Source organism: Pseudotabrizicola sp. (assembly GCF_030684215.1).
In the GTDB taxonomy this organism is placed as follows: domain Bacteria; phylum Pseudomonadota; class Alphaproteobacteria; order Rhodobacterales; family Rhodobacteraceae; genus Pseudotabrizicola.
The window spans coordinates 208092-229583 of record NZ_JAUXOV010000070.1 but is presented as its reverse complement, the minus strand read 5'-3'; the positions used below and the strand labels follow the sequence as shown (position 1 = coordinate 229583).

The 21492-nt window shown below is 59.3% G+C and carries 20 protein-coding genes and 1 other RNA gene; 7 read left to right on the top strand and 14 right to left on the bottom strand.

All coding sequences use genetic code 11. The features are described 5' to 3' along the window. Positions 1–71 precede the first annotated feature (71 nt). From ccoP to ccoN, 4 genes are read right to left on the bottom strand one after another with little or no spacing between them, the layout of a single operon-like run. Positions 72–950 (bottom strand): cytochrome-c oxidase, cbb3-type subunit III, encoded by an 879-nt coding sequence (gene ccoP / locus Q8K08_RS15220; RefSeq protein ID WP_305250613.1) that lies wholly within the window; start codon positions 948–950, stop codon positions 72–74. A 4-nt stretch (positions 951–954) separates the two neighbouring features. Next, positions 955–1155 carry a cbb3-type cytochrome c oxidase subunit 3 gene (locus Q8K08_RS15215; protein ID WP_304799658.1) on the bottom strand — a complete coding sequence of 67 codons (201 nt, stop codon included), beginning with the start codon at positions 1153–1155 and terminating at the stop codon, positions 955–957. Positions 1156–1165: 10 nt separating this feature from the next. Then, entirely contained in the window at positions 1166–1915 is a 750-nt protein-coding gene (gene ccoO, locus Q8K08_RS15210) for a cytochrome-c oxidase, cbb3-type subunit II (RefSeq protein ID WP_304799656.1), read from the bottom strand. A 15-nt stretch (positions 1916–1930) separates the two neighbouring features. Further along, complete coding sequence (ccoN, locus tag Q8K08_RS15205) at positions 1931–3529, bottom strand: cytochrome-c oxidase, cbb3-type subunit I (protein WP_304799654.1); 1599 nt, start codon at positions 3527–3529, stop codon at positions 1931–1933. Between the two features lie 226 nt (positions 3530–3755). Here ccoN and Q8K08_RS15200 point away from each other — a divergent pair, with 226 nt between their 5' ends. Next, positions 3756–4601, top strand: a complete 846-nt coding sequence (locus Q8K08_RS15200; protein WP_304799652.1) for a universal stress protein — start codon at positions 3756–3758, stop codon at positions 4599–4601. Positions 4602–4637: 36 nt separating this feature from the next. On the opposite strand, the gene Q8K08_RS15195 is transcribed toward Q8K08_RS15200, so the two are convergent. Beyond that, the gene (locus Q8K08_RS15195; RefSeq protein WP_305250612.1) at positions 4638–5018 is read right to left on the bottom strand and encodes a DUF4087 domain-containing protein; all 381 of its coding nucleotides are present in this window, start codon (positions 5016–5018) and stop codon (positions 4638–4640) included. After that, complete coding sequence (fnrL, locus tag Q8K08_RS15190; protein WP_304799648.1) at positions 5011–5763, bottom strand: transcriptional regulator FnrL; 753 nt, start codon at positions 5761–5763, stop codon at positions 5011–5013. The genes Q8K08_RS15195 and fnrL overlap by 8 nt, the downstream gene beginning before the upstream one ends. A gap of 65 nt (positions 5764–5828) precedes the next feature. On the opposite strand from fnrL, the gene hemN reads away from it, so the two are divergent. Both hemN and Q8K08_RS15180 read left to right on the top strand, forming a co-directional pair. Further along, positions 5829–7184, top strand: coding sequence for an oxygen-independent coproporphyrinogen III oxidase (gene hemN / locus Q8K08_RS15185; RefSeq protein WP_304799646.1), 1356 nt, complete (start codon positions 5829–5831; stop codon positions 7182–7184). Between the two features lie 60 nt (positions 7185–7244). Continuing rightward, positions 7245–8249 carry an LLM class flavin-dependent oxidoreductase gene (locus Q8K08_RS15180; protein WP_305250611.1) on the top strand — a complete coding sequence of 335 codons (1005 nt, stop codon included), beginning with the start codon at positions 7245–7247 and terminating at the stop codon, positions 8247–8249. Here the strand turns inward: Q8K08_RS15180 and Q8K08_RS15175 are convergent. The 6 genes from Q8K08_RS15175 to Q8K08_RS15150 all read right to left on the bottom strand — a co-directional run bounded on the left by Q8K08_RS15175 (position 8246) and on the right by Q8K08_RS15150 (position 15907). Beyond that, a complete protein-coding gene (locus Q8K08_RS15175) occupies positions 8246–9475 on the bottom strand; it encodes a glycosyltransferase family 4 protein (RefSeq protein WP_305250609.1) in 1230 nt (409 codons plus the stop codon). The genes Q8K08_RS15180 and Q8K08_RS15175 overlap by 4 nt on opposite strands. Next, positions 9472–11085: an ABC transporter ATP-binding protein gene (locus Q8K08_RS15170; protein WP_305250607.1), complete on the bottom strand. Its 1614-nt coding sequence runs from the start codon at positions 11083–11085 to the stop codon at positions 9472–9474. Before Q8K08_RS15170 ends, Q8K08_RS15175 begins: the two co-directional genes overlap by 4 nt. After that, positions 11082–12191: an ABC transporter permease gene (locus Q8K08_RS15165; RefSeq protein ID WP_305250606.1), complete on the bottom strand. Its 1110-nt coding sequence runs from the start codon at positions 12189–12191 to the stop codon at positions 11082–11084. Before Q8K08_RS15165 ends, Q8K08_RS15170 begins: the two co-directional genes overlap by 4 nt. Continuing rightward, positions 12192–13340: a microcin C ABC transporter permease YejB gene (locus Q8K08_RS15160; RefSeq protein WP_304802089.1), complete on the bottom strand. Its 1149-nt coding sequence runs from the start codon at positions 13338–13340 to the stop codon at positions 12192–12194. Between the two features lie 25 nt (positions 13341–13365). After that, complete coding sequence (locus Q8K08_RS15155; RefSeq protein WP_305250603.1) at positions 13366–15228, bottom strand: extracellular solute-binding protein; 1863 nt, start codon at positions 15226–15228, stop codon at positions 13366–13368. 163 nt (positions 15229–15391) lie between these two features. After that, a complete protein-coding gene (locus tag Q8K08_RS15150) occupies positions 15392–15907 on the bottom strand; it encodes a cytochrome c family protein (RefSeq protein WP_304797529.1) in 516 nt (171 codons plus the stop codon). Between the two features lie 124 nt (positions 15908–16031). Between Q8K08_RS15150 and Q8K08_RS15145 the strand changes: the two genes are divergently transcribed. Continuing rightward, complete coding sequence (locus Q8K08_RS15145) at positions 16032–16862, top strand: prephenate dehydratase (protein ID WP_304797531.1); 831 nt, start codon at positions 16032–16034, stop codon at positions 16860–16862. A gap of 9 nt (positions 16863–16871) precedes the next feature. On the opposite strand, the gene Q8K08_RS15140 is transcribed toward Q8K08_RS15145, so the two are convergent. Next, positions 16872–17345, bottom strand: coding sequence for an SRPBCC family protein (locus Q8K08_RS15140; RefSeq protein ID WP_304797532.1), 474 nt, complete (start codon positions 17343–17345; stop codon positions 16872–16874). A 92-nt stretch (positions 17346–17437) separates the two neighbouring features. Beyond that, entirely contained in the window at positions 17438–18388 is a 951-nt protein-coding gene (nudC, locus tag Q8K08_RS15135; RefSeq protein ID WP_305250601.1) for an NAD(+) diphosphatase, read from the bottom strand. A gap of 218 nt (positions 18389–18606) precedes the next feature. On the opposite strand from nudC, the gene Q8K08_RS15130 reads away from it, so the two are divergent. From Q8K08_RS15130 to ffs, 3 genes are all read left to right on the top strand, one after another. Continuing rightward, on the top strand, positions 18607–20508 hold the full coding sequence (locus Q8K08_RS15130) for a bifunctional 2',3'-cyclic-nucleotide 2'-phosphodiesterase/3'-nucleotidase (RefSeq protein WP_305250599.1): 1902 nt from the start codon (positions 18607–18609) through the stop codon (positions 20506–20508). A gap of 89 nt (positions 20509–20597) precedes the next feature. Continuing rightward, positions 20598–21233 (top strand): HAD family phosphatase, encoded by a 636-nt coding sequence (locus Q8K08_RS15125; RefSeq protein WP_304796580.1) that lies wholly within the window; start codon positions 20598–20600, stop codon positions 21231–21233. A gap of 72 nt (positions 21234–21305) precedes the next feature. Further along, positions 21306–21404, top strand: an RNA gene (gene ffs, locus Q8K08_RS15120) — signal recognition particle sRNA small type. The last annotated feature ends 88 nt before the right edge of the window (positions 21405–21492 follow it).

Genomic DNA, 21492 nt, shown 5'->3' with positions numbered 1-21492 from the left:
CAAAGTGGTCTGGCGCATCGGCGCAAATGGAATATCCCCGGACAAGACGACGCTGTCCGGGGCGTGTTTTGTTACTGACCACCACCGCGGCTGTGGACATACAGCGCCACGGCCCGGATTTCATCCTCGGTCAGCTTGTCGTTCCATCCGGGCATCACGCCAAAGCGGGCGTTGACAACCGAATAGGTGATCGCATCGCGCGAGCCGCCATAAAGCCAGATCGCATCGGCCAGATTGGGTGCGCCCTGATTGATATCACCCGAGCCGTCTTCCATATGGCAGGCAGAGCAGTTGTCCAGATAGACCTCCTCACCCGCGGCTGCGAGCGCAGCATCGTAGTCTTGCCCGGAAAGCTTCAGAACGTATTCCACAACCTCTGAAATCTGGGGCTTTTCAAGGATCTCATCCGCGCCAAACCGCGGCATTTCGGAATAACGCGCCTCGGGGTGGGTAGTGTTGCGGATGCCGTGGGTGATCGTGAACTGAATGTTCTCGACATCACCGCCCCAGAGCCAGTCATCATCCAGCAGGCTGGGATAGCCCTTGCCCTCGATCCCGTTTGCACCCGAGCCGTGGCAGGTGGTGCAATTGGTGCGGAATACGGCGGCCCCAGCGTTCTGGGCAAAGGACATCAGTTCAGGGTCTTGCGACACTGTTGACATATCCGCCTCGACCAGACGGCCCTTGATCGCGCTGTTCGCGTCGTCGAACTGCTTGATCTCGGCTGCCACATCGCCGCGGGTGGAGTGCCCTAGCAGGCCCGGTGTGGCCCCCTTGATCATCGGCCAGGCCGGATAGGCGATGGTGTAGCCGATGCCCCAGACGATGGTGGCATAGAACACCCAGACCCACCAGCGCGGCATCGGGTTATCGTATTCTTCGATCCCGTCCCAGATATGGCCAGTGGTCGGAACATCCGTCGGCTTTTGAGTTACTTTTTTGGCGCACATGGTGTCACGCCTCCTTTACGTGGGGCTTGGGCGTTTCCGCTTCGGCGGGTTTTTTGTCGTTGCGAAAGATGGAGTTGGCCACTTCGTCATGCACCTTGCTGCTGCCTGGGCGAAAAGCCCAGACCACGACGCCAAGGAAGATCAAAAACAACGACAACAAGGCCCAACTATCGGCGAACTGACGCAAAAAGCTGTAGGTTTCCATTCTGCCCCCCTTATCGGCTGGCGTCGGGCGTGAAGGTCGAGAAATCGACCATCGTGCCAAGGACTTGCATATAGGCGATCAGCGCGTCCGCTTCGGTCAGTTGTGGCTGGCCGTCAAAGTTGCGAACGTTCACATCGGCACCGTTGGGCACCGCCGCCGCGCCATAGCGCGATTGCAGGCCAGAGGAATCGCTGTTCGGATCGGCCTGCGCGGCAAAGTCGGCCCGCGCATTTTCGATCATATCGCTGGTGTAAGGCACGCCGACAAAGGCGTGGGTTTTGACCACGCTTTCGATGTATCTCCCGTCAATCTCACGGTTGAACAGGAAACCATAGGGCGGCATCACCGATTCCGGCACCACCGATTTGGCATCCATGAAGTGATCCTGGTGCCATTCGTCGGAATAACGCCCGCCCACCCGGGCCAGATCCGGCCCGGTGCGTTTTGACCCCCATTGGAACGGATGGTCATACATCGATTCCGCTGCAAGGCTGTAGTGGCCATAGCGTTCAACCTCGTCCCGCATCGGGCGGATCATCTGGCTGTGGCAGCCATAGCAGCCTTCACGGATGTAGATGTCGCGCCCGGCCAGTTCCAGAGGCGTGTAGGGGCGAACCCCCTCGACCTTTTCGATCGTGTTCTCAAGATAGAACAGCGGAACGATCTGGACCAGACCACCGATAGACACAACCAACAGGCTGAGGACCATCAAAAGCGTGGCATGGGTTTCGATTGCTTTGTGTTTGTCAAGAATTGCCATTGTCCTGCCCTCCGATCATTCAGCAGGAACAGCCGCATGTGTCGTCACCCTTGAGGGCAGCGCACGCACGGTCATCCACAGGTTATAGCACATGATGATTGCCCCACCGAGGAACAGCAGGCCCCCCAGCATACGCACCACATACATCGGGTATTTCGCGGAAACGGTATCAGCGAAAGCGTTCACCAGATAGCCGTTGGCATCGACTTCGCGCCACATCAGGCCTTCCATGATGCCCGACACCCACATGGCCGATGCGTAAAGCACGATCCCGATGGTGGCGAGCCAGAAGTGCCAGCTAACCAGCGTAAGGCTGTACAACCGTTCGCGGTTCCACAGACGCGGAACCAGGAAGTACAGCGCGCCAAAGGTGATCATGCCGTTCCAGCCCAGCGCGCCGGAGTGGACATGGCCGATGGTCCAGTCGGTATAATGCGACAGCGAGTTCACGGCCTTGATGCTCATCATCGGGCCCTCGAACGTCGACATGCCGTAAAAGCCGATCGACACCACCATCATGCGGATCACCGGGTCGGTGCGCAGCTTGTCCCATGCGCCCGAAAGCGTCATCAGACCGTTGATCATGCCACCCCAGGACGGCATCCACAGGATGATCGAGAACACCATGCCAAGGGTCGAAGCCCAGTCAGGCAGCGCCGTGTAGTGCAGGTGGTGCGGACCAGCCCAGATATACAGGAAGATCAGCGCCCAGAAGTGAATGATCGACAGTTTATAGCTGAACACCGGGCGTTCGGCCTGTTTGGGCACGAAGTAATACATCATGCCAAGGAAGCCTGCGGTCAGGAAGAAGCCCACCGCGTTGTGGCCATACCACCACTGGATCATCGCATCCTGCACGCCGCTGGTGACCTGCACCGACTGGCTTGAGAAGACCGACACCGGAATGGCCATGTTGTTGACCAGATGCAGCATGGCGATGGTGATGATAAAGGCCAGATAAAACCAGTTTGCCACGTATATGTGGGGTTCTTTGCGCTTCATCAGCGTGCCGGCAAAGACCGCAAGGAAGGAAACCCAGACCACGGTAATCAGGATATCCACATACCAGACGGGCTCAGCGTATTCCTTGGACTGCGTGGCACCCAGAACATAGCCGGTTGCGGCCAGCACGATCACAAGCTGCCAGCCCCAGAACACGAACCATCCCAGGTTTCCGCCCCACAACCGTACCGCGCTGGTGCGCTGCACGACGTAGAACGCCGACATGATCAGCGCATTGCCACCAAAGGCGAAAATCACCGCGCTGGTGTGCAGCGGGCGCAGACGGCCAAAGTTGCCATATCCCTGCAACGCCTCAAAATTCAGGCCGGGCCAGGCAAGCTGGCTGGCGATGACCACGCCGACCAGAAAGCCGACCACGCCCCAGAACGCGGTTGCAATCACGCCTGCGCGCACCACCCCGTCCATATATTCATTCTTGTTTACGGTCCTCACTTCGCCCGCGCCGCGCAGCACCACCAGAAAGGTGATGCCAGCCGCAAGCATGACAGTGACAGCGTTGACCATATAGGCCAGGTCCCAAGCGTAGTTGGCAGCAATTGCCGCAACCACGGCAATAAGGCCAAGTACGACCAGTTTAAGATAATCCCACATTCGGCGTCCCTTCGTCTTTGGCTGAATCTGCCCCCTCTTTGATTCGGGGAACTGTCCGCGCGCTTTCCGACAGGATTGCTTTTGGGGCAGAGGTCGGCAGGCGGCCTTGATCCATATCAACCAATCGTCTGCTTCTGACTGATAAAGGTCAATGCGGCGTCATTGCGCAGGCGTCATTCTATGATTTCCGGTCCGTGAAGCGAGACAGGGATAGAGGAGGCGACCCATGACCTACAAAACCATCTTTACCGTGGCCACCCAAGCGGAGCATGTGCCCTTGACCATCGCCGCGGCAGCGCGGTTCTGCGCCCAGAACGACGCACATCTGGATGTGCTGGCGCTTGGCGTTGACCGAACGCAAATGGGCTACTCCTACATCGGAACGGGCGCCGTTCTGTTGCAGGTCGCGCAAGAACGCGCCGACAACGATGCCCGCGCACTGGAAGCTGCGGTGAAAGCCGCGGTGGCCGCCGAAGGGCCGGGTCTGCGGGTCAGCACCGAGGCGGCGGTGACCCAGATCGGCGCCATCACAGAAATTGTCGCCCAACGCGCCCGTTTTGCTGATCTGGTCATACTGGCGCGACCTTATGGCACGGATCAGGGAATAGAAGCCGAAGCCGTCGTTGAATCGGCGTTGTTCGAAGGCCGCGCTCCGGTGTTGGTGTTGCCAGAATCAGGGCTGGCAACTGCCACGCCCAAACGGGTCATCGTGGCATGGAACCAAGGGCGTGAAGCGATGGCGGCCGTGCGCGCCGCCCTGCCTTTGTTGAAGCAAGCCGAGCAGGTGACAATCACTGTGGTTGATCCGCCCGTTCATGGGCCGGAACGGTCAGACCCCGGCGGGATGCTGTGTCAGATGCTGGTGCGCCACGGCGTGCACGCCGAAGTATCGGTTCTGGCCCGCACCCTGCCCCGCGTGTCTGACGTGCTGCTGCGCCATGTGCGCGACAGAGACGCCGATTTGCTGGTGATGGGCGCCTATGGCCACTCGCGGTTTCGTCAGGCGATTCTGGGCGGGGCCACCCGAAATATGCTGGAACAGGCAACCGTGCCGGTGTTGATGGCGCATTGACCCAAAAGCCGGCAAAACCCAACAGGCCGGGGGCGTTCAGCCCTCGGCTTCGGGCAGGCTGGGGTCCGCTTCGCAGCGTGCCAGCGGCAGCGCGTCCATCTTGCTGACGCGGTAGACCTCCCCCTCATCCGCAAGGCCGAAATGCCCGGTGACACAGGCGCAGCCATAGCCATAAGATCCGTTGGTTTCGACCCAGTTCGAGGCTACATCAAAGGCGAAGGCCTCTGTGGGCAGGTCCAGCCAGCCTGGCACCTGAGGCCCGCCTTGGGTGGACAAGGCCCATGTGGCGTCACGGTCAGTCAACCAATGATTGCCCGGAGTGGGGTTGGCATACCAACCGCAACGCTTGACGTCCTCCAACAGTCCTGCCTGTGCCGGCAGCGCAACCATCAGGCTCAAGGCCGCTATTTTAAACAAGAAAACCCCCGTCACTGTCATCGCCGGTTTCTTCCATCAAGGCATCAAGCACCGGGATTGTCACCTGACGTTTCCCATCGAGCGTGATGATTCCGTCGCGTTTCAGCGCGCTCATCTGGCGGCTGACCGTTTCCAGCGTCAGGCCAAGGTAATCGGCCATTTCCTCGCGCGTCAGTGGCAGATCAAACGTAATGGCGCCCGCATTGGCGCGGGGCTCTTTCAGGCTCGCATCACGACGGGCAATGATGGCCAAAAGAGATGCAATCTTTTCCCGCGCCGTTTTGCGACCCAAAAGCAACATCCATTCGCGCGCCGCATCCAGTTCGTCCAGCGTCATTTCCAGCAAGCGCTGCGCGATATGCGGTGTGCTGGCCATCAACTCCTCGAACGGTTTGCGCCGGAAACAGCACATCACCAGATCAGTGGTCGCGGTCACATCATAGGCCGCGGCAGACCGCCCCGGACGCCCAACAAAATCAGACGGCAGCAACAGGCCGACCATCTGACGGCGGCCATCTTCCATGGTCTGGGTCAAGGTGGCAATTCCGGTGACCACACTTGCCACAAAGTCCATCTTGTCGCCGGACCAGATCACCGTCTGGCCCGCCTGATAGCTGCGGTAATACTTTATTTGCTCCAGCTGGATCAGCTCATCCTCTTCGCAACGCGCACACACCGCACGATGACGAATGGGGCAATCGCCACAATCCTGGTTCGACGCTCGGATGTCACGGTGGACAGACATGGCCACACTTTCTTCTATTGATCTGCATCAAGGCAGATCTGGTTCTGCTTGGTGAAGATACGGGAATGACATATGAACCGCAACTTGCACGGCTTGGACTCTTTGACGCGCGCGTTCCGCGTTACACAAGCTATCCCACAGCCCCGCATTTTGGCGGGTCCGTAGATCATAGACTGTTCACAGACTGGGTCGAGGCAATTCCAGAGGGATCGGCAATTTCGCTTTATCTGCATGTGCCGTTCTGTCGGCGGCTGTGTTGGTTCTGCGCCTGTCGCACCCAAGGCACAACCAGCGACACGCCCGTAATCGCCTATGCACAGACCTTGCGGACAGAAATTGCGATGTTGCGGCGGCATTTGCCGCGCGGCGTTACACTCTCTCGCTTGCATTGGGGCGGCGGGACGCCAACGCTGTTGACCGCGCCCGAGATGCTACGTCTGGCCGAAGCGGTGTTCGAGACGGTGCCAATGGGCAAAGACGCCGAATTCTCGGTCGAGATCGACCCGAATGAGATCGACGCCGAGCGTTTGGATGCGCTGGCCGCATCCGGGATGAACCGCGCTTCAATCGGGGTACAGGATTTCGATCCGATAATCCAGAAAGCCATCGGGCGCGAACAAAGCTATGAGCTAACGCGTAGCGTAGCCGACATGATTCGCAATCGTGGTGTGGACAGTCTGAATGCCGATATTCTGTATGGCCTGCCGCATCAGACCAAAGCACGCATCTCGGATTCGGTCCAAAAGCTGCTGACACTGACACCGGACCGGGTGGCGCTTTACGGCTATGCCCATGTGCCATGGATGAGCCGCCGCCAGCAGATGATTCCGTCGGACACGATTCCGACCCCGCAAGAACGCTTGCGTCTGTTCGAGACGGCGGCAGAGCTGTTTCGGTGGGACGGCTATGATCAGGTGGGCATCGACCATTTCGCACGGCCAGCCGATGGCATGGCAAAAGCATTGAAAGCGGGCACTTTGCGGCGGAATTTTCAGGGCTACACCGATGACACCGCCCCGGTTCTGATTGGGCTTGGCGCATCGTCGATCAGCCGCTTTCCGCAAGGGTTTGCGCAGAATGCCAGCGGAACCTCAGACTACACCAAAGCAATCCGGGCCGGGCAGTTTTCCACCCATCGCGGCCATGTGTTTGCCGGGGAAGACCAGATGCGTGCCCGGATCATCGAAGCGCTGATGTGCGACTTCCATGTAAACCGGGCCGAGATATTGCGGGACTTTGACTGCACACCAGAGCGGCTGAACGCGTTGCTGCACCACGCGGCAGACGGGTTTGACGGGATGGTCAAGCTGGATGCCACAGGACTTTCCATTCCGCCCGAGGCCCGGCCTCTGGCTCGGATGGTGGCACGGGCCTTTGATGCCTATGACCAGACCAAGGCGCAGCATTCGGCAGCCGTTTAAGAGCGTGGCCCTTACATTGCGTGGTCCCTGCCCTTAGGTTTACGGGCAGGAGACACAACGATGCACCACTTTTCCCTGCTTGATCTTTCCCCAGTGCCCGAGGGCAGCAGCACGGCGCAGGCGCTGGCCAATACGGTGGCGCTGGCGCAACTGGCTGAAGCCTCGGGCTATCACCGCTTTTGGCTGGCCGAGCATCATAACATGCCCGGCATCGCCTCTGCCGCCACGCCGATTGTGATTGGCCATGTCGCGGCGGCGACGCGGACAATCCGGATTGGCGCGGGTGGAATCATGCTGCCCAACCACGCGCCGCTGATCGTGGCCGAACAGTTCGGCACGCTGGAAACCCTGTATCCGGGGCGGATTGATCTGGGGCTTGGCCGGGCACCGGGCACCGATATGGCGACCGCCCGTGCACTGCGCCGCCACATGGCGCCCGAAGACAGCTTCCCACAGGATGTGGTGGAACTGATGACCTATTTCGACACACCCACCGAAGGGGCCGCCGTGCGCGCCATTCCGGGCGAAGGCACCCATGTGCCGGTCTGGATTCTGGGAAGCAGCCTCTATGGCGCGCAATTGGCCGCCTATCTGGGCCTGCCTTACGCCTTTGCATCCCATTTCGCGCCTGCAATGCTGGAGGAGGCGCTGGAAACCTATCGCGCCACCTTCCGCCCGTCGCGGTTCCTTGCGCAGCCCTATGCGATGATGGCGGCGGGAGTTTGCGCCGCAGACACCGATGCCGAGGCGCAATTCCTGCGCACGTCGCAAATGCTGGCCTTTGCCCGGCTGCGCACGGGCAAGCCCGGCAAACTGCCACGCCCGGTGGCGGATATTGACGCGCATATCCCGGCCCCGGTCAGGGCGGGTGTCGATCACGCGCTGTCGGTCGCAGCAGTCGGGTCACCCGTCACGGTGCGGCGCGAACTCGCGACGATCCTAGATCGCTATCAGCCGGATGAGCTGATGGTGACGGGGATGATCCACGATCATGCGGCGCGGCTACGGTCCTTTGCCATTGCCGCCGACGCGCTGACAGACCTGAGCCAAGCGAAAGCAGCTTAACCTTTCGGACCAAAGCCTTCGACAAAGTCGATCATGCGCGGCAGGCAGACTCCGCGCATGTCATAATGCGTCTGCGCGGTCTGCCGGGCCGTAACCCGCAGCGCATCATATCGTTCAGGGTGGGCGAGCGTGTCGGTCAAGGTCTGGGACCAGCCCTTGATATCGAAGAAATCAACCAGCAGGCCGTTTTCACCATGGGTTATCACCTCCTCGACCGGGGCGGTTTTAGAACCGACCACCAAACAGCCCGCAGCCATCGACTCCAGCATCGACCATGACAGCACAAAGGGATAGGTCAGATAGGCATGCACCCGGCTGATCTGCATGATCGACACAAAGGCACCGTAAGGCACTTTTCCCATGAAATGCACACGATCCATCGGCAGGCGGTCTTGCACTTCGGACAGGATCAGGTCTTTCCAGCCCTTGGCCCCCTTTGGCGCGGCCCCATAGCTGACCTCATTGCCACCAACGATTACTGCATGGGCATTTGGCCGGGAGCGCAGCACATCGGGCAGAGCGCGCATGAACATATGATATCCGCGATACGGTTCCAGATTGCGGTTCACAAACGTCAGCACCTCATCGCCCGCGCGCAAGGTGCGACCATCGGGCAGCGTCACGCTGGCTTGCGGATTCGGCTGCATGGCGTCGCAATCAACGCCGTCATGGATCACGCGGATCATGCCGCGCAGCGCATCAGGATAGGTGCTGGCCTGCCATGCGGTTGGCGCAAGGCCCGCGTCAGCATGCAACAGCGCTTGCCCCAGATGCGCGGCGCGGGCTTGGGCAATGAGGATCTGATCAAGCCCATAGGGGGCGAACTCGGTATCGAAACCAACATCGGCCCCAACACCGCGATAGTAAAACTCGGCATAGACAATAAGCTTGGCCTGCGGCCATATCTCTTTCAGAAACAGCGTCTCGCCCCAGCCTGAATGGCCAAAAATCACATCGGGCACATATCCTTGTGTATCGCGCAAATGGGCACAGGCGCGCGCGACAGTGACACCTCGGTCTGACATGGTTGTGTAGTTACGCCCCAGACGGGTCTGCGCCGGCTCTACATTTCTGGCTTCATGCTTGTAGCGGATGGTTTTGACCGTGGACTGCCGATTGTTTTTTGCATCGGTCATCGCCGTTACATCATGCCCGCGCCGCGCCATTTCCGGGGCCAGATGCAGGAACTGGCCGGGAAAGTTCTGATGCAAGAACAACAGCTTCATGCCTCTGCCTTTGCCATTTCCCCCGACATGTCGCCAAAGGCAGCCAGCAACAGCGCACGAGTATAGTCAGAGGACGGGGCACCAAACACGGTGCGGGCGTCGCCAGATTCGACCACATCGCCAGCCCTCATCACCATCACCTTGTGCGACAGGGCCCGCACCACGCGCAGATCGTGGCTGATGAAGATATAGGCCAACCCCCACTTACGCTGCAAATCACGCAACAGGCCAACGATCTGCACCTGAACGGTCATGTCCAGCGCGCTGGTCGGCTCGTCCAGCACCACCAGTTTCGGCCGCAGGATCATGGCGCGGGCGATGGCGATGCGTTGGCGCTGCCCGCCGGAAAACTCATGCGGGTAGCGACCCATCATGGCCGGGTCCAGACCCACCTCTGACATGATGGCGGCCACTTTTTCACGGGTCGAGGCGGGCGTGTTGTGACCATGCAGAGCCATGCCCTCGGCAATGATCTGCTCGGCTGTCATGCGCGGTGACAGGCTCCCGAACGGGTCTTGGAAAACCACCTGCATGTCACGCCTGACCGGGCGAAGCGCAGCACCAGACAGGCGCGAAACATCGCGGCCCAGAACCACAATCGGCCCGGTTGACGGCACCAAGCGCAGGATCGCAAGGGCCAACGTAGTCTTGCCCGACCCGCTTTCGCCCACAATCCCCAGCGTCTCGCCCGCGCGCACCGACAGTGTGGCATCGTTCACCGCTTTGACATGGCCCACCGTTTTGCGCAGGAAACCCGCCGTGATCGGAAACCAGACGCGCAAAGATTGGGTGCGGACCACCTCGGCCGCGCCCTCGGGTACCGGGTCGGGCAGGCCCTTTGGCTCTGCCGCAAGCAGCTTTTGGGTATAGGGGTGTTGCGGGTTGGCAAAGATTTCTGCCGTTGGCCCTTGTTCGACAATCTCGCCGCCTTGCATCACGCAGACACGGTCAGCAATACGGCGCACGATGCCAAGGTCATGGGTGATGAACAGCATGGACAGCCCTTCAGACCGCTTCAGATCGGCCAGAAGGTCAAGGATCTGCGCCTGAATTGTAACATCCAGCGCGGTGGTTGGCTCATCCGCGATCAACAGCTCCGGCCCGTTGGCAAGCGCCATGGCGATCATCACCCGCTGACGCTGCCCGCCCGACAACTGGTGCGGATAAGCACCCAGCCGGCTTTCAGCGTCGCGGATGCCAACCTTGGCCAGCAGGTCCAGAATACGGTCACGCGCCGCCTGCCCCAGCAGACCCTGATGCAGCGCAAGGCTCTCGCCCAACTGCCGTTCAATGGTGTGCAGCGGGTTCAGGCTGGTCATCGGTTCCTGAAAGATGAAGCTGATGTCATTGCCACGCACCCGGCGCAGGTCGGGTTCGGACGCCCCGACCATCTGGGTGCCCTGATAAACGACCGACCCTTCAACAATGGCACTATCACCAAGCAATCCAACGGTGGACAGCGCGGTAACCGACTTGCCCGACCCGGATTCGCCCACCAAGGCCACGGTTTCGCCATTCCCCACGGTGAAGGAAACACCGCGCACCGCCTGTATCACCCGGCCATCCTGACGGAAGCTGATCTTCAGATCGTTGACCGCAAGCACGCTCATTGAAAGGTCTTTCGCGGGTCAAAGGCATCGCGGACACCCTCAAAGATGAAAACCAGCAAGCTCAGCATGATGGCAAAGGTGAAAAACGCGGTAAACGCAAGCCATGGCGCCTGAAGGTTTTGCTTGGCCTGTTGCGTCATCTCGCCAAGGCTGGGGGATGAAGACGGCAGACCAAAGCCAAGAAAATCAAGCGCGGTCAGAGCGCCGATGGTGCCTGTGATGATAAAGGGCAACAGCGTCAGCGTGGCCACCATCGCATTGGGCAACACATGGCGGGACATGATCACCCGGTCAGGCACGCCCAACGCACGCGCTGCGCGGACATATTCAAAATTGCGCGCCCGCAGGAATTCGGCCCGCACCACGCCCACCAAGGCTGTCCAGCCGAACAGCACCATTAAGAACACGAGTATCCAGAAGTTCATGGTGAAGATGGCCGCCACAATGATGATGACGTAAAGCGTCGGCGTAGCGCCCCAGATTTCAATGATGCGCTGAAAGATAAGGTCCGTGAGGCCGCCGAAATAGCCCTGCACCGCGCCTGCGGCAATGCCGATGATGCTGGTCAGCACAGTGACGATCAGCGCAAAGCTGACCGACAGGCGAAAGCCATGGATCACGCGCGCCAGCACATCGCGGGCGGTGTCGTCGGTGCCCAGCCAATGTTGCGCATCGGGGGCAGAAGGGGCGGCTTTGCCGATGTCGTTGATGGTGTTGTAGCTGTAGGGAACAGGCGCCCAGATGATCCGCCCGCGCTCAATCGGCTCACCCAAGGCGGTGCCTTGCGTCGTTGCCTCGGCCAAGATGCCCTCGGGGTCATCCCAACAGGCTTCGGCCCCGGCGGCCATGATCAGGCAGCGCACTTCGACATCTTTGTATTTCGCCTCGGTCTGGAAATCACCACCAAAGGCGGTTTCGGGATAGAACCGTGCGAAAGGGGCGTGCCATTCGCCCTGAAACTGCACCAGCAGCGGTTTGTCATTGGCCACGATCTCGGCACAAAGCGAGATGCCATACAGGATGGAAAAAAGGATCAGAGACCAGTAGGCCCGGCGATTCGCTTTGAAATTGCGCAGACGGCGCTGATTCAGCGGTGAAAGGGCCATCTACCCCCTCCGCTCAAAATCAATGCGCGGGTCAACCCAGACATACATCAGATCGGACAGAATACCGACGAACAACCCGATCAGACCAAAGAAGAACAACGTGCCAAAGATCACCGGATAATCGCGTTCCACCGCCGCACGGAAGCCCAACTGGCCAAGGCCGTCGAGGCTGAAGATCGTCTCGATAATCAGGCTGGAGCCAAAGAACACCGACAAAAACAAAGCCGGAAAGCCCGCAATCACGATCAGCATGGCGTTGCGGAACACATGGCCATACAGCACGCGGCTTTCGGGCAACCCCTTTGCGCGGGCGGTCATCACATATTGCTTTTTGATCTCATCCAGAAAGCTGTTCTTGGTCAGCAGGGTCAATGTGGCAAAGCTGGCGATGGTAGACGCAATAACGGGAAGGGTGATGTGCCATAAATAATCCAGCACCTTGCCGATCATCGACAATTGGTCAAAATTGTCCGAGGTCAGCCCCCGCAGCGGGAACCAGCGGAAATAGCTCCCCCCCGCGAACAGCACCAGCAAAAGAATGGCGAACAAAAAGCCGGGGATCGCATAGGCCGCGATGATAACCCCGCTGGTCCATGTGTCGAATCTGGACCCATCGCTGACCGCCTTGCGGATGCCCAGCGGAATGGAAATTGCGTAGGCAATCAGCGTCGACCACAAGCCAAGGGTCAGTGACACAGGCAGTTTTTCCCAGACCAGCTCCAGCACGCCGATCGAGCGGAAATGGCTTTGGCCAAAGTCGAACTGAATATAGTTCCACATCATGATAAAGAACCGCTCCCAAGCCGGGATCGCTTCCTTGACACATTCGGTCGCGCGCGCCGAGGGTCTGCCGGAAAACCCCGGCTCGCAGACAAAGCGGGCAAAACCGAACTGTACCTCCAGTTCGGCCAGAAAGGCGGGGTCCAGCCCCTGCGCGCCAACATAGCCAGAATCGTTGCCCTGTTGGGCGATGCCCGCATCCCCTGCGCCGCTGATTGCCTGAATGCTGTCGCCGCCGCCGTCGATTCGGGCCAGCACCTGTTCAATAGGCCCGCCCGGCACAAACTGCGTCAGCCCGAAGTTGATGATCATGATCCCGATCAGCGTCGGGATGATCAAAAAAATCCGCCGAAGGATATAGGCGCCCATGTGGTCTGCCTGCCTGTTGTTCTTGTTATCGCAGGATGCGCGCTGCCCGAAGCGCCACTGCTTTTTCCGCGTTATACCACCAGAAATCCAGCTCGCCCAGAGCATAGGGCGGCAAGGTTTCGGGATGTTCGAACAAGTTGTAATAGGCGATGGTGTGGACGTTCTTATACCATTGCGGCACCCAGAATCGTTCCGCGCGCAGCACACGGTCAAGCGCCTTGGTCGCGTTGGTCAGATCGTCGAGCGACTGCGAGGCCATCACCACATCCACCAATTTGTCAACGGCGGGGCTTTTCAGACCCATGACGTTGAAGGCAGACACATCAGCGGTTTCCGACCCGTAGAACTGCTTGAGTTCAGAACCGGAAATGTAGCTGGACCGCGCATTTCCAGTAATCAGATCAAAGTCATATGACGGCGGGCGCGTGCGCGCTTCCATCTGCGCGTTGTCAACGCGGGTCAGTCTGGCATCAACACCAAGCGCCTTGAGGTTTTCGACAAAGGGATTCATCACGCGATCAAAGCTGGGGCTGTCATTCAGCATTTCGACCGAAAGCACCTGTCCGGCGGCGTTGCGGCGCATACCGTCACTGCCCACGGCCCAGCCCGCCTCATCCAGAAGCGCACTGGCGCGGCGCAGATTGGCGCGGTCCAGCTGCCGCTCGCCCGAAGTGGCTGCCATCACCGCCTCGTCGGTCAGGATCGTGGCGGGCAAAAGCCCTTCATCGACCAACGGTTGCAGTATCGCCGCTTCTTCCACAGAGGGGGCGCCCTCGGCTTCAAGCCAGGTGTTTTCCCAGACTGAATTGATACGGGCGTAAAGGTCGTAAAACAGCGTGGCATTAGACCATTCAAAGTTGAACATCAGCCCAATGGCTTCGCGCACGCGCGGATCCTGAAACTTCTCGCGGCGCATATTGAACAGGAACGCCTGCCCGCTGGCCTTGCTGCCATCGGGCAATTCGGTCTTTACGATGTGCCCTGCCGCCACTTCGGGAAAGTCAAAACCCGTCGCCCATTTGATCGAACTGGCCTCGTTGCGGAAGGTGTAGTTGCCGGCCTTGAAGCCCTCAAACGCGGCATCGTAATCGGAATAATATTCGATGCGGATGGTGTCGAAATTGCCCCGCCCTTTGCTCATGGGCAAATCTTTGCCCCAATACTCCTCGTTGCGGACCCAGGTTACCGATTTGCCAACGTCGATCCGGCCCGGCACATATTTGCCGCTGCCCACCATCGGCGTCATCGTGCTTTCTTCAAGGTCCAGATCACTGGCCTCGTAATGGGCCTTTGAGATCACGGGAAGGCCGCCCATATCAGCGGGCAGGTCACGATGGGGCACGCCCGGTTTGAAGCTGAACTTGATGCGGTTCGGGTCCAGCACCTCTACGCTTTCAACCTGCGTGGCCAGAACTGTGCGGAAATCGGTCAGACCCTTTTCCAGAAAGGTCTGATAAGAGAACAATACATCTTCGGCAGTCATCGGGGTGCCGTCAGAGAATGTCACCTCGGGGCGCAGGTTGAAAATCACCCAAGACCGATCCTCTGGGTATTCCAGCGTAGAACACAGCAGGCAATAAACTGCGCCAATTTCATTCGCCGTGCCGACAAGGATAGATTCGTATGGCGCCGAAGACAGGCCCGCAGCGCGCCCTTTGACCGAATAGGGATTCATGCTGTCAAAGCCGCCAAACGCCCAGATAGAGATTTCACCGCCCTTCGGCGCATCGGGATTCACATAGGGCAGATGGGTGAAATCGGCGGCCAGCTCCAATTCGCCAAACGTCGAAATTCCGTGTGAGGTGATCACCGTCTGCTGCGCCCAGGCAGGTATCGCTGCCACAAAAGCTGCCCCCAGCACCGCCACTTTGACATATGCCATCGCCATCTGACCTTCCCCTTTATGCCTTGACCGCCTTTTTCACGGCTTTGGTTCATTTAGGGAAGTAAAGCGCGGATTGTCGATGGCTCAAGTGGCGATTGCGTGATCAGGGCAAGAAAGCAATAAGGCCGCCCCTGTGGGACGGCCTTTGCACGGCATTTCAGCCAGTTCAGTTGACGGTAGCCAGATAGGCGATCAGATTTGCACGCTCGTCGCTGCGGGGCAGACCTGCAAAGGCCATTTTGGTGCCAGGCGCATAACCGCGTGGATTTTGCAAAAAGGCATACAGGTTTTCCGGCGTCCATGCGTCAGATGCCATACCCTTGAGCACATCAGAATAGGCATATCCAGGAGACGCAGCTTTTGCCTTGTCAACAATGCCGTTCAGGTGTGGGCCAACGCCATCGGCGCCGTCCAGCTTATGGCAGGCGCGGCATTTGGCAAACACCGACTGGCCGGCTGCGGCATCAGCTGCCGCGAAGATCGTCTCGAAATCGGGTGCTTCTGCCGCTTCGGTTGGTGCATCAGATGCGCCGGTGTCGATTACATAGGCCTGCTCATGGCCTGCGCCATGGCCGCCGCCGGTTGAATACAGCGCAGTCGCTGCCCAACCGCCCAGCAAAAACACCAGAAGCGAGCCGCAGACCGCCCCCAACACCTTGGTCATCGTCATCGTGTCGAACATGTCGCGCTTTCCCTTGGCATTCTCTTTGCACGGCTTCTACCCGCTTCCCTATACATGTTTCAAGGTGTAGGTGCGCGACCAATCGCCCCTTTTTGACGTGTCTTTATCAATCGGAGCCTGAAACATGACTGGTCGCATCGCTTTTCAGGGTGAACTTGGCGCCTATTCACATCAGGCGTGCCAGCAAGCATGCCCGGATATGGAGGTCGTGCCCTGCACAACATTCGAGGATGTGGTCGAACTGACCCGGTCTGGCACGGTTGATCTGGGAATGCTGGCGGTCGAAAATTCGACCTATGGCCGGGTGGCGGATGTTCACAGCCTGTTGCCCAAATCCGGCCTGCATATCGTGGCCGAAGCCTTTGTACGGGTGCATGTCAACCTGCTGGGTGTGCCGGGCGCCACTCTGGCTGATGTGCGCGAGGCGCATGGCCATGTTGTGATCCTGCCGCAATGCGCCAGCTTTTTGCGCAGCCATGGAATCGCCGGGCGCGTCAGTTCCGATAACGCCCGCGCCGCGCGCGAAGTGGCCGAGGCCGGGGATAAAACCCGCGCGGCGCTGGCCAGTGAACTGGCAGCCCAGATTTACGGACTGGACGTGCTGGCCGCCCATATCGAAGACCACAAAAACAACACGACCCGCTTTCTGGTGATGAGCCGCGAAGCTGATCACAGCCGCCGCGCAGAGCAGATGATCACAACCTTTACCTTTCAGGTGCGCAACATTCCTGCGGCGCTTTACAAGGCTATGGGTGGATTTGCTACAAACGGCGTCAACATGACCAAGCTGGAAAGCTATATGGTCGGCGGCAGCTTCATCGCGACCGAGTTTTATGCCGATATCGAAGGCCATCCAGACGACGCAAATGTCGCACTTGCGCTGGAAGAACTTCGGTATTTCACAAATAACATCAACATCATGGGCGTCTATCCATCAGATCGCACCCGCGGTTGACACAGGCTTTCACCGACCACGCGCGCCGTTGAACCGGGTTTCGATATCGATCGCCAGTTGCTCCATGCGTTTGTTCAGCTTGCCCTGAACCCGGCCTTTGGCCAGTTTCAAAGACTGAAGAAACAGCCGCGCAGCGATTGTCAGCGGGCGCACTTGAGTGTGCAGCACCATCCGCGTTCGTTTCGGGGCAAGTGACACCAGCTCTATGGACAGATCACCTTCGACCATGCGGCCTTTGCCTTTGAACGCAAGCTTTGCGCCCGGCTCTTGCTCGGTCAGATAGATGTCGATAGCACGTTCCTTGCCGCGAAAGCGGAAAATCACATGCCACCCCATGCCCACACCCGGCGCGCGCAATTTGTCGGTGCGGCTGACATCCGCACCCCGCCGCATCGCTGCGCGTTCCCAGTTCTCGAAATCGGACATGACCTTGTAGACATGCTCTATGGGCGCTTCGATGTCGGTTCGTGAAGAAAGATGCATTCTGCTACCCTTGAAACTGATACTGAACATTCAGCAAAAAGATGCCCGCCGAAGCTCTGTCGGACGTTTCGTCCTGTGACGTGAATCTGAAGTCAATCCAACCGGTCCGCAAGCCAGTTCTGTATCAGGAAATGCGCGATCGCGCCCTTTCTGGCGGGCTTTATCATCGGGTGGGTGCCTGCCATCACCGAAACCATATCCTCGCGACTGACCCATAGCGCGTGTTCAATTTCATTCGGGTCAAGCGTGATGGCATCGCCAAGTGCCTCGCCGGCGCAGCCCAGCATCAGACTGGCAGGAAAGGGCCAAGGCTGGCTGGCTAGATAGCGCACCGCTCCCAAGCGGATACCCGCTTCCTCCCAGACCTCGCGCCGGACCGCGGCTTCAACCGTCTCGCCCGGTTCAACAAAACCAGCCAGACAGGAATACATGCCTTCGGGCCAGCCGGGGCTGCGACCCAAAAGCGCCCGGTTGCCATGGATCACAAGCATGATCACAACCGGATCGGTGCGCGGGAAATGCTGCGCGCCGCAGGTCTGGCACGACCGTTGCCACCCCGCCATCGCCGAAACCGACTTTGCACCGCAGACAGCACAAAACCCATGGCTGCGGTGCCATTGCAAGACGGCCTTGGCGATCGTGGCCAGTTCCGCATCACGCGGGGTCAGACGCAGCATGACAGCGCGCAATTCGGCAAATGCAAAGCTTTCGGGCAATGCGGGGTGGGGCTGTTCGCTGGTGTCAATAAAGCCGGCCTGCACAGCATCGGCCCCAGCTTCCGGCATCCAGTCTGAGATATCTGCCGCAAAGCAGGGCACATCACCGTCCAGCCCCAGAAAAACCGGCGCGCCTGCATGGTGCAGTACCACCGAATCCGATCCGACCCAGCCCAGCGCATCGGCCTGCATCAAGGGTTTGCCGCGCCAGACTGGCAACACCTGCCCACGACCCAGAAGACCGGCCTGCGCCGCCGCATCGCTACGCAACTCTGCAGCACGGTTCAGCCCTGAACCGCCAAACGTCACCGTCTCTGCCAAACGCATCTTCTGCCTCCGCCGAACGCCCGAACAGGCTGAGGCATGTGATGGCATGGAGACAGACAAGCGTAAACTGCCGCAGACCAAGTAGTGTTAAAATACAACTCTAGGGATATCAGGCTGTCAGATTTGATTTCGCTAGTTGATCCTCCTCAACTTAAGGGTATCCCAATACGATCAGTCTCAAATTTTTAGTTTTTGGATCAACGAGTCAATCACATCCCATGACAGCAGGATGCCCTAAGACAAACCCTTCAAAGGACGAGAGTTCCATCGTTTTCCCCGCACGCGTTCAGCTGCGAGTTCTTGCGACAAGCGATCTGCACATGCACTTGTCTGGTCACGACTACCATGCAGATACCCCCTGTGTGCGCAAAGGACTTTGCCTGACAGCGACCTTGATCGCGCAAGCCAGAGCAGAGGTCGCGGGGTCGGTGCTGCTGGACAATGGCGATTTTTTGCAAGGCAGCCCACTGGGTGATTACGTCGCTCGCGTCGAGTTGCGGCCGCATCCGATGGTGCAGGCGATGACCCAGCTGAACTATGATGCCGTGAATATCGGCAATCATGAATTCTCGCACGGGATCCAAACTTTGACGACCGCACTGGCAGATGCACCATTTCCGGTCTTGTCGGCAAATACCGTCGCCCTGCCTGAAAGCCCGCTGGCCGAACGCCTCCAACCGTGGGCGATCATTGAACGAACGTTGACCGACACAACCGGCAATGCGCATCAGGTGCGGCTGGGGGTCATCGGAGTGTTGCCGCCGCAGACCGAAATCTGGGACAGGCAGGCGATAGATGGCATGGCGCACATGCTGCCAATGGCCGACTCTGTGGCCCGCCACATTCCTACCCTTCGCGCCGCCGGGGCAGATGTAATCGTGGTGCTGGCCCATTGCGGAATTGGTCCTGCCTCTGATGGCAGCGGTCCACAAGAGGGCGCGCTGGATATCGCGCAAATTGACGGCGTAGACGCCCTGATCATGGGGCATGTGCATGGCGTATTTCCCGGCACCGGCGCGCATCCGCCGGCTATTGGCATAGATGCACAAGCTGCAACGCTGCATGGCAAGCCCGCCGTGATGCCTGGCTTTTTCGGCTCGCATCTTGGCGTGATCGACCTTGATCTGGCTCGGACCGACACTGGCTGGCGTGTGGACGGGCAGCGGGTTGCAGCGCGTCCGATTTTCAGCCGCGATGCCGAAGGCAGATCCGTGGGGTTGGTGGCGCCCGACCAAAGCCTGACCACGCTTGTCGGCCCCGCACATAAAGCAACGCGCGCGTGGGCACGCAAGCCGATTGGCCGGACATCGCGCGCCATTCACAGCTTTTTTGCGATGGTCACAGATTGTCCGTCGGTTCAGATGATCAATCAGGCGCAGATGGACTATGTGGCAAAGCGGTTGTCCGGCGGGCCACTGGCCCATTTGCCTGTCCTGTCAGCAACTGCTCCGTTCAAAGTGGGCGGAATCGGCGGGCCAGAGAACTACTCTTTTATCCCGCCAGGTGATATTTTGTTGGGCCATGCGGCTGACCTTTATGTTCACCCCAACACCATCATGGCATTGCAGATTACAGGCGCCGAGCTGCGGAACTGGCTGGAAAATTCAGCGCGCGGCTATCACCAGATCGCTCTTGGCTTGTCAGATCAACCTTTGTTCCGACCGGAAATACCATCCTTTGTCCATGACAGCATTGTCGGTCTAACCTATGAAATTGACCTCTCGGCCCCGCCAGCAGATCAGGGCGGGCAGCGCATTCGCGACCTCTGCTGGAACGACGCACCTCTTGATCCGGCGCAGGACTTCATCCTTGCCACCAACAGCTATCGCGGTTCTGGCAACGGCGGCTATGCCAAGTTAGACAGCTGCCGTGTCGTGCTTGAGGAGCAAACGGCAAACCGCGACATTCTGATCGCCCATATTTCGCGCACGCTGTCCGGCACAGGCCCGCCAATGATACCCACAGCGCCCGGTTGGCGGTTCCGGCCAATGCCTGACACCTCGGTTGTCTTCGATACAAGCCCACTGGCCGAGCATCATCTTGACGAACATCCCCAACTGTCTTTGACACCACTGTTGCGCACCAAAGATGGCTTCTTGCGTCTGAGGCTGACGCTTTAACCCCGGCTCTGGCTTCCTCATCCGGGGCTGATCTGATACCTCAGCGGCATATGTAGGGCCCGCGGCCTTGCGAAGATAAGGGGCAAGCTGTGTTTGATGCTGTATTCTTCGACCTTGATGGAACGCTGGTCGATAGTGAACGTCTGACGGTGCAGACCGGGGCTGCCGCCTTTGCGGCACAGGGCCATCATGATGTTGAAGACCTGCTGCACAGCATTGTCGGCATCGACCAGATCACCTCGGCGGGGATGATCCTTGCACGTTTTCCGGGGCTTGACATACACAGCCTGAACGAGACCTGGGAAACCGCTTTTTTGGCGGCACAGGCGGTGGATCTGCTGCTGAAACCGGGCGCATCCGAAATTGTGCATGGCCTGCGTGATCGGCATGCGCTGGCGCTGGTGACGTCTTCGCGCCGCGACCCGGCAGAGGCGCGTCTGGTGCAGGCTGGCTTGCGACCGGCCTTCCATGCGGTGATCACCCGCGACGATGTATCCGCGCCAAAACCGCATCCCGAACCTTATTTGCTGGCCGCATCACGGCTGGGTGTAGATCCCGCCCGCTGTTTGGTGTTTGAGGACAGCGAACCGGGGGCCGAAGCCGCGTTCAGCGCGGGCATGACCGTGGTGCAGGTGCCCGATATGATCCCGGCATCGGGTCGGTTCGCCCACCATGTCGCCACCAGCCTGACTGACGGTGCCCGCTGGGCCGGAATCTGGGGCTAACGGCCGCTTGATGATCAGCAGGTGATGATCTGGGGGCTTGCAGAATCCGCTGCCCTACCCTATCTGACCGCTTGAGAGGTTGGCGCGGGCGAGCGCCTCGCCAACCCGGTCAGGTCCGGAAGGAAGCAGCCGTAACGAGCCCCGCTTGGGTCGTTGTCCAGCCTCTCACCCATTTTCTTCAACGTTGAATCGTTCCATCCAGCGTGTTGGGTCCGCCCGCAAGAGCGGTGGCGGACTGTTGCCCGATGCGCGCGCAAAG

What these genes read in the sequence shown, in the direction of transcription:
- Q8K08_RS15170 (WP_305250607.1), bottom strand. Translation starts at nt 11,085, where the DNA reads ATGAGCGTGCTTGCGGTCAACGATCTGAAGATCAGCTTCCGTCAGGAT.
- Q8K08_RS15145 (WP_304797531.1), top strand. Translation starts at nt 16,032, where the DNA reads ATGACTGGTCGCATCGCTTTTCAGGGTGAACTTGGCGCCTATTCACAT.
- Q8K08_RS15150 (WP_304797529.1), bottom strand. Translation starts at nt 15,907, where the DNA reads ATGTTCGACACGATGACGATGACCAAGGTGTTGGGGGCGGTCTGCGGC.
- Q8K08_RS15130 (WP_305250599.1), top strand. Translation starts at nt 18,607, where the DNA reads ATGACAGCAGGATGCCCTAAGACAAACCCTTCAAAGGACGAGAGTTCC.
- Q8K08_RS15160 (WP_304802089.1), bottom strand. Translation starts at nt 13,340, where the DNA reads ATGGGCGCCTATATCCTTCGGCGGATTTTTTTGATCATCCCGACGCTG.
- Q8K08_RS15165 (WP_305250606.1), bottom strand. Translation starts at nt 12,191, where the DNA reads ATGGCCCTTTCACCGCTGAATCAGCGCCGTCTGCGCAATTTCAAAGCG.
- Q8K08_RS15200 (WP_304799652.1), top strand. Translation starts at nt 3,756, where the DNA reads ATGACCTACAAAACCATCTTTACCGTGGCCACCCAAGCGGAGCATGTG.
- Q8K08_RS15215 (WP_304799658.1), bottom strand. Translation starts at nt 1,155, where the DNA reads ATGGAAACCTACAGCTTTTTGCGTCAGTTCGCCGATAGTTGGGCCTTG.
- ccoO (WP_304799656.1), bottom strand. Translation starts at nt 1,915, where the DNA reads ATGGCAATTCTTGACAAACACAAAGCAATCGAAACCCATGCCACGCTT.
- fnrL (WP_304799648.1), bottom strand. Translation starts at nt 5,763, where the DNA reads ATGTCTGTCCACCGTGACATCCGAGCGTCGAACCAGGATTGTGGCGAT.
- ccoN (WP_304799654.1), bottom strand. Translation starts at nt 3,529, where the DNA reads ATGTGGGATTATCTTAAACTGGTCGTACTTGGCCTTATTGCCGTGGTT.
- ccoP (WP_305250613.1), bottom strand. Translation starts at nt 950, where the DNA reads ATGTGCGCCAAAAAAGTAACTCAAAAGCCGACGGATGTTCCGACCACT.
- Q8K08_RS15140 (WP_304797532.1), bottom strand. Translation starts at nt 17,345, where the DNA reads ATGCATCTTTCTTCACGAACCGACATCGAAGCGCCCATAGAGCATGTC.
- Q8K08_RS15175 (WP_305250609.1), bottom strand. Translation starts at nt 9,475, where the DNA reads ATGAAGCTGTTGTTCTTGCATCAGAACTTTCCCGGCCAGTTCCTGCAT.
- nudC (WP_305250601.1), bottom strand. Translation starts at nt 18,388, where the DNA reads ATGCGTTTGGCAGAGACGGTGACGTTTGGCGGTTCAGGGCTGAACCGT.
- Q8K08_RS15180 (WP_305250611.1), top strand. Translation starts at nt 7,245, where the DNA reads ATGCACCACTTTTCCCTGCTTGATCTTTCCCCAGTGCCCGAGGGCAGC.
- Q8K08_RS15155 (WP_305250603.1), bottom strand. Translation starts at nt 15,228, where the DNA reads ATGGCGATGGCATATGTCAAAGTGGCGGTGCTGGGGGCAGCTTTTGTG.
- hemN (WP_304799646.1), top strand. Translation starts at nt 5,829, where the DNA reads ATGACATATGAACCGCAACTTGCACGGCTTGGACTCTTTGACGCGCGC.